Raw genomic sequence first — 6879 nt, 5'->3', positions numbered from 1 at the left:
TCGGCAGCCGCGGCGCCGAGAGCATGCGGCAGGCGCGCGCTGCCGGTTTTGAAGTCGCCATCCACGCCTGGCATCGCGTGCGCTGGGAAAACCGGGTCTACACTGCCGACAACGCCTGGATCGAAGCTGAAATGGCGCAGGCCTACCGGCGTTTCGAAGCGCTTTTCGGCGAGCCGCCGAAAGCGCACGGCGCTGCCGCCTGGCGGATGAATCGTCATGCCCTGCGCCTGACGCAACGCCTGGGCTTTGCCTACGCCAGTGATTGCCGGGGGAAATTCCCGTTCATCCCGGTCATTGATGGCGAACTTGTGCACTGCCCACAGCTTCCGACGACGCTACCCACCCTGGACGAACTGCTGCTCCCGGCAGGCGCATCTGTGGATCGGGCCATCGAGCAAATTCTCGGAGAGACCGGCAGTACCGACGGCGAGCACGTGTTCACTTTGCGTGCCGAACTGGAGGGGATGAAGTTCAGCAACGCTTTCGAGCGTCTGCTCGTCGAGTGGAAGAACCAGGGTTATCAACTGGTTGCCCTGCGCGACCTGCTGATCTCGCGCAAGCTCGCAACCTTGCCGCGCCACACCGTCATCTTTGCCGAAATCCCGGGTCGCGCCGGGACACACCTGTTGCAGGGCAGCGCATTCCTGCCGCCTGAATGAAAAAAGGGCGGCCTAAAGCCGCCCTTTTTCATTCAGGACACGATCAGTCGCGATCGCCGCTGAAGACCATCAGCAAGTTCAGCAGGCTGACGAAAACGTTGTAGATGTCGAGATACACCGCCAGCGTCGCCGAAATGTAATTGTCTTCGCCGCCGGTAACGATCCGGCTGATGTCATAGAGAATATAGGCGGAGAAGACCATCACTGCGATCGCCGAGATGGTCAGCGACAGGGCCGGTATCTGAAAGAAGATGTTGGCTACGGCCGCCAGCAGGACGACGATCATGCCGACGAACAGAAATTTGCCGAGGAAGCTGAAATCCTTCTTGGTGACCGTGGCCACCCCGGCGAGCGAGAAAAAGATCACCCCCGTCCCGCCCGCGGCCATGGCGATCAGCGAACCGCCATTGCTGAAGCCGAGCGCCACCTGCAGGATGCGTGAGAGCATCAGACCCATGAAGAAGGTAAACGCGAGCAAGAGCAGCACGCCCACGCCGCTGTCCTTGGTACGCTCGATGCCCCACATGAAGCCGAAGGCGATCCCGAGGAAGAGCAGGAAAGACATCAGCGGGCTGCCGGACAGGAACGAGAACCGCATCTGTACGCCGACCAGCGCACCGATGACGGTTGGAATCATGGTCAAGGCGAGCATCATGAAGGTATTGCGCAGGACCCGGTTCTGCTGTAACGCGAGTTCGCCGCTGGCCTGGCTGGTCATCTGAAATTGGGATTGCATGGTGTTCCTCCTGGATATGGAAATGCGATTACGGGCCTAAGACTAGCCAATTAGCGAAAAAGTTTCAAGCTGGAAAAGTCATGACCGTTAGCAGCGTGCCAACGGCCTGGGCAGGAGTCTGCCGTGCTATCATTGATTGGCACGCGCGGTAGACGTGTGGCTTTCGCTCTGCAAGAGCCCAAGGACTCCGTCTCTACAGCGTCGAGCAGGAAGCGTGGCAGAGTGGCCGATTGCACCGGTCTTGAAAACCGGCAACGGGCAACCGTTCGTGAGTTCGAATCTCACCGCTTCCGCCAGGGAATTATTTCGGTCGAATATGAGGGAATTCGACCAGCTCAGGCCGATCGGTCCAAATCGGTCCAATATTTATGTAACGACCTTACCGGATCGCTGTACCGGTCTGAGGGGGAGGTCGACAATGCGCAATCCAACCATCACCGGATACATGGGGGCTGCGGACAAACAGCTCTTCTTCTGTTTTGACGCTCCACAGGGAGCCACGACACGCCCCTTCGGTTTCGTTCTCTGCCCGCCTTTCGGGCGCGAGTATGTCTCTACCCACCGCGTCTTTCGACAGTTCGCCAGCCGCTTGGCGCGAGCCGGCTTCCCTGTGCTGCGCTTCGACTACTTTGCAACGGGCGATTCTGCCGGCGAGGACAGCGAGGGCAGCCTGGAGCAATGGCTCGATGACGTCGCCACCGCGGTGAATACCCTCCGCGACCATACGGCCGGCATGCCGGTCTGGCTTGCTGGCCTGCGTGTCGGTGCCAGCCTGGCCGCCCTGTATGCAGCACAGCACCAGGACGTCGCTGGCCTGATCCTGTGGGATGCAGTAGTGGACGGCAAGCGCTACGTGGATACACTGCTCGAAGCGCACCAGCAGCGCTTCCGCCAGACGGCCGGGCACGGTCAGACTCTCCCGTCGACAGAGGGAGTGCGCGAGATTTTCGGCGCCCTCCTTTCCCCCCGCCTGGCCAGCGGCCTGCGTGCCATCGACCTCGCCACCCTGCCGCGTGCGCCTGCTCCGCAAATACTGCTGATGAGCAGCAGCCCGCAAGCCGATCCGGATGCGCTGGGCAACCGGCTCGCTGCGCTTGGCGCAAGCGTCGATCGGAAACACGTGCCGTGGCCCGAACTATGGGCCGAGGGAGCCGAAATGAACGACGTCCTGATGCCGCCGGCGCGCGTCCTGCAGGCCATGGTCGAATCGGCACAGGGAGAGCGGCGATGAACGAGCGCGTTCTCCATTTCGGCGACAGCAACAGCCTGATCGGCATTCATACCCCCAGCGCCACACCCGGCAAACGTCCCGGCATCGTGCTGGTGAACGCCGGAGTCGTTCATCGTGCCGGTCCCAATCGCCTGTACGTGAACATCGCCCGGCGACTCGCTGCCTCCGGCTACCCGGTGCTGCGCTTCGATCTCTCGGGAATTGGCGACAGCCGCCCACGCAGCGACGCGCTGAGCTTCGAGAAGAGCGCCATCCGTGAGACCTCGGCAGCAATGGCCGCGCTCGGTGCCGAGAGCGACTGCCGTGGCTTCATCCTGTGCGGGATTTGCTCGGGGGCCGACATCTCGTTTCTCACCTGCCGCGACAACCCGGCGGTGCTGGGCGCGGTGCTGATCAACGGGCGTGGCCTGCATGGCGTCACCGACGACTCTGGTGATGCGATTGATGCTGGCATCAACAGTACCCTGCGCGCCAGCGAATCGGCGCGCTACCTCTGGAAGCGTGCGCTCTTCAACCCGACCAGCTGGCGCAAGCTGCTGAGCGGGCAGAGCAATCCCGTCGAACTACTGCGTGTCGTCGGCCGGCAATTTCTGCGGCGCTTCATCGGCAGCGAGCAGATCCCGGAAAATGCACCGGAACTGCGCGCCGCCTTCCACGGCATCCTCGACCGTGGCACCGCCCTGCTGATGGTGTACTCCGAAGATGACCCTGCCCTCCACTACATGCAACTGATGCTGGGCAAGGAAATGCAGAAGATCGCCGGCCATCCGAACTTCGCCGAGATCCGCATGCCGGGAGCCGATCACACCTTCACCACGCGCCATCACCGCGACGAACTGATCGCCGCCCTGCGCCGATGGGCCGATGCCCACTTCGCCACCTGAAACGTTCGCGCCGATCACGCCGGCAAACATTGCCGAACTGCTCGACAAGGCGCCTGCCCCGCGGCTGTCAGGCGACGACCTCCACCTCTGGCTGCTGCCCCTCCCGATTGGCCACGAGGCACTGCGACAAACGATCGAAAGGCTCCCCGATGCCGGCGAGCGTGCCAGCGCCGCCCGCCGGGTGTTCGCAGCAGACCGGTTGCGCCAGATGCACGCTCGCGGCCTGCTGCGATACCTGCTCGGGCATTATCTCGCACGCGACCCGCAAGGCCTCGGCTTCATCACCAACAACTACGGCAAACCAGCGCTGAATACGGCCGACGGGCTGCAGTTCAACCTTTCCCACTGCCAGGATCACATCCTCATCGGGCTGACCCGCCGGGTTCCGGTCGGCGTAGACCTTGAGCGCATCCGTCCCTTGCCCAACCGGTACGCGCTCGCCGCCCACTGTTGCAGCGCCGACGAATTGAACTGGCTGGCCGGCAGGCCGGCAAATGACCATGACCGGAATTTCTTCCGCCTCTGGACCGCCAAGGAAGCCGTTCTCAAAGCTCTCGGCACAGGCCTCGCCAGCCCGCCCGAGCAGGTCACGATCAGCCTGCCCAATACCGATTCCGGGTTTGCCGGGGTAACCGGCGCGGGTTCGCCCTGGACGCTCTTCTCCACCTGCCCCGACGCCGACCACGCCATCGCTGCGGCCATCCGGGCAGTCATCGACCCTGGGCAAATCCGTTGCTTTCACATCGTCAACGGGCACCCTGATCAGTAGCCAGAGTTGGCAGGAATCGATCAATTTGAATTTGAAGTATCCACTTCAGTGAACTAATCTGTATGAGCTAGGATATTCGATTCGACCTCCCTGCTGGCTGGTGAAATGCCCGCAAAAGGTCGAGCGCAGGGGCTGGCCGGAACGGCAGCAGCGGGCGGCAAGCCCATAAAAACAAAGCAATCCACAGGGTCAGGGAGTGATCATGTCTTGCCAAGTGAACGATGCCGCCTGTTTGGGACAGGCTGCGCGGTTGCTACCCATATGTCATCCTGGGTGCCCGATTCCTCGCCGGACGCCGGCCCAGGAACGAATCTGGTTCCTGGAGCAAGCCTATCCTGGTCACGCCCGCCTCCGCGTCGCCAGCGGCGCGCGCATCGTCGGGCCGCTCTGCACAGACGCCCTGCAGAACGCCATTGACCGGGTCTGCGCCCGTCACGACGCGCTCTGGAGCAGCTTCGGAGCACCACCGCAAACGCCCTCCGCCACCCGCCCTGCACTGACCGTCGACAGCCTCTCGGAAACGCCCGGCAGCGCTGCCCACGCACACGCACGCGCGCGCTGGATCGCCGTCAACGCCGGCACGCCCCAGGATCTCGGTCAGCCGCCGCTGCTCCGGGCTCACCTGCTGCGTCTCGCCGATACCGAGCACCTGCTGCTGCTGTGCGCCCACCGCTACATCTGTGATGAGGAAGCCCTCGACCTGTTGCTCGGAGAGATCGCCAACAGCCTTGACGGCAGCCTGCCAGACGGTCCGGCGGCACCGACCTTCGCCGATTTCGTCGCCTGGCAAGAGGCGCCGCAGACCCCCCTCCTCACCCACTGGAAAGAACGCCTTGCGGGCGCGACAGAAGTGCTTGAGCTGCCGACCGACCGTGCCCGTCCAGCGATCCAGGGCCACCAGGGCGCCAGCCTGCCGCTGCCGCTGCCAGCGCCGCTCGTAGACCGTTTGTGCGCGCTCGCGGCAAGGCACGCGCTGGACCTGCCAGGGGTATTCCTGGCGGCTTTTGCCGCCCTGCTGCAGCGCTACAGTGGCCAGAACGACCTGGTGATCGGACTGCGCAGCAGCTACCGGGCGCAAGCGCCCTTTGCCCGGCTTATCGGCCCGCTCGACAACATCCTCGCGCTACGCCTGCCGATTTCGGCCGACGCCGGCACCGATACCCTGCTGCAGCGCTGTGGCGAAGCCCTCGCGGATGCCCGCACACACGCCGGACTGCCCTTCGAGCGCCTGATCGAAGCCCTGCAGCCCAGCCGCACACTGGGTTACGCACCGATCTGCCAGGTGCTCTTCGACTACCGCACGGCGCCCCCTGCGACGCTGCCGGCCGGTGCCGTCACGCTGCACCCCTTCGCCGTCGATCTCGGCAGCGCCGACCATGACCTGAGCCTGCGTGTCGACGAGAATGGCGACCATCTCGTCGCCCGCCTGATCTATGATCCGGCACTGTTCGACGCAACCACCCTGCAGCGAATTGCCGGCCACTATCTGAACCTGCTCGACGATCTCGCCGCCGACACCCGCAAACCGGTGGCCACGCTACGCCTGCTTGGCGACAGCGAATGGCGGCAGCTTGTCGACGAGTGGAACGCCACCGACGGCGACTACCCGGCCGATTCGTCGCTGTCGCGCCTTTTCGAGATACAGGCGGACCGCAGTCCCGACGCGCCGGCCATTCTCGGCGCCGACACGGGCCTGAGCTACCGGGAACTCGACCAACGTTCCAGCCAGCTTGCGCACCACCTGCGCCAGATTGGCGTCGGACATGAAACCCTGGTCGGCGTCTCGATGGAACGCTCCCCCGAGTTGTTCGTCGCCGTCCTGGCGATTCTCAAGGCGGGGGGCTGCTACGTGCCGATCGACCCCGGCTACCCGCGTCAGCGCGTCTCTGCCATGCTCGAAGACAGCGCCGTCGCACTGCTTCTCACCAAGACCCGCTGGCTGGCAGTACTGCCCCCGCACCACGCCGAGGTGCTGTGTCTCGACCGCGACTGGCCGGCAATCGCCCGCCAGGCATCCACTCGCCCGGTCAGCCCGGCGGGCGCCGCCAGCCTGTGCTACGTGGTGTTCACCTCGGGCTCGACCGGGCGACCAAAGGGCGTTCTGGTCGAGCAGCGCCAGCTCCTCAACCGCCTGGCCTGGATGTGGCGGGAATATCCCTTCGTTGCCGGCGATGTCTCCGCCTGCAAGACCGCCCTCAACTTCGTCGATTCGCTGTGGGAACTGCTCGGCCCCTTGCTGCACGGCGTGCCGAGCGTGCTCATCCCGCAACCGGTGCTCGTCGACCCGCAGAACCTGGTCGCCCTGCTCGCCGAATACCGCGTCACCCGGATGATGCTGGTCCCGTCGCTGCTGCGCATGCTGCTCGACGCGCACGAAGTGGGCAATGCCCCTAACCAGCTCGCCGCCCGCCTGCCGCTGTTGCGCGAATGGTGCATCGGCGGCGAACCTCTCGGCACCGAACTCGCCCGGCGCTTCGCACGGGCACTGCCGGGACGCATGCTGCTCAACCTCTACGGCCTCTCGGAAGCCTTCGATGCCTGCTTCTTCGACGCCGGCCAGCTTGCCGACAGCGATACCCTGGTACCGATCGGCCGCCCGC

General features: G+C 64.4%; 6 protein-coding genes and 1 tRNA gene. 6 read left to right on the top strand and 1 reads right to left on the bottom strand.

The window, feature by feature from the left end; all coding sequences use genetic code 11:
• Positions 1–659: polysaccharide deacetylase family protein (locus tag CAPSK01_RS13630; RefSeq protein ID WP_034927667.1), on the top strand; the 659-nt coding region annotated here is incomplete at its 5' end.
• A 43-nt stretch (positions 660–702) separates the two neighbouring features.
• Here the strand turns inward: CAPSK01_RS13630 and CAPSK01_RS13625 are convergent.
• Positions 703–1395 carry a Bax inhibitor-1/YccA family protein gene (locus CAPSK01_RS13625; RefSeq protein ID WP_034927664.1) on the bottom strand — a complete coding sequence of 231 codons (693 nt, stop codon included), beginning with the start codon at positions 1393–1395 and terminating at the stop codon, positions 703–705.
• A 208-nt stretch (positions 1396–1603) separates the two neighbouring features.
• Between CAPSK01_RS13625 and CAPSK01_RS13620 the strand changes: the two genes are divergently transcribed.
• The 5 genes from CAPSK01_RS13620 to CAPSK01_RS13600 all read left to right on the top strand — a co-directional run.
• Positions 1604–1691: transfer RNA gene (locus tag CAPSK01_RS13620), tRNA-Ser, on the top strand.
• A 122-nt stretch (positions 1692–1813) separates the two neighbouring features.
• Positions 1814–2626 carry an alpha/beta fold hydrolase gene (locus tag CAPSK01_RS13615; RefSeq protein ID WP_034927663.1) on the top strand — a complete coding sequence of 271 codons (813 nt, stop codon included), beginning with the start codon at positions 1814–1816 and terminating at the stop codon, positions 2624–2626.
• The gene (locus CAPSK01_RS22990) at positions 2623–3510 is read left to right on the top strand and encodes an alpha/beta fold hydrolase (RefSeq protein WP_273703686.1); all 888 of its coding nucleotides are present in this window, start codon (positions 2623–2625) and stop codon (positions 3508–3510) included. Before CAPSK01_RS13615 ends, CAPSK01_RS22990 begins: the two co-directional genes overlap by 4 nt.
• A complete protein-coding gene (locus tag CAPSK01_RS13605; RefSeq protein ID WP_273703685.1) occupies positions 3491–4279 on the top strand; it encodes a 4'-phosphopantetheinyl transferase superfamily protein in 789 nt (262 codons plus the stop codon). Before CAPSK01_RS22990 ends, CAPSK01_RS13605 begins: the two co-directional genes overlap by 20 nt.
• A gap of 250 nt (positions 4280–4529) precedes the next feature.
• A partial coding sequence (locus tag CAPSK01_RS13600; RefSeq protein WP_273703684.1) for an AMP-binding protein occupies positions 4530–6879 on the top strand: 2350 nt, incomplete at its 3' end.

Source organism: Candidatus Accumulibacter vicinus (assembly GCF_000584955.1).
In the GTDB taxonomy this organism is placed as follows: Bacteria; Pseudomonadota; Gammaproteobacteria; order Burkholderiales; family Rhodocyclaceae; genus Accumulibacter; species Accumulibacter vicinus.
The sequence above is the reverse complement of the archived record's forward strand: the minus strand, read 5'-3'. Positions and strand labels throughout refer to the sequence as shown.

What these genes read in the sequence shown, in the direction of transcription:
- CAPSK01_RS13625 (WP_034927664.1), bottom strand. Translation starts at nt 1,395, where the DNA reads ATGCAATCCCAATTTCAGATGACCAGCCAGGCCAGCGGCGAACTCGCG.
- CAPSK01_RS13615 (WP_034927663.1), top strand. Translation starts at nt 1,814, where the DNA reads ATGCGCAATCCAACCATCACCGGATACATGGGGGCTGCGGACAAACAG.
- CAPSK01_RS22990 (WP_273703686.1), top strand. Translation starts at nt 2,623, where the DNA reads ATGAACGAGCGCGTTCTCCATTTCGGCGACAGCAACAGCCTGATCGGC.
- CAPSK01_RS13605 (WP_273703685.1), top strand. Translation starts at nt 3,491, where the DNA reads ATGCCCACTTCGCCACCTGAAACGTTCGCGCCGATCACGCCGGCAAAC.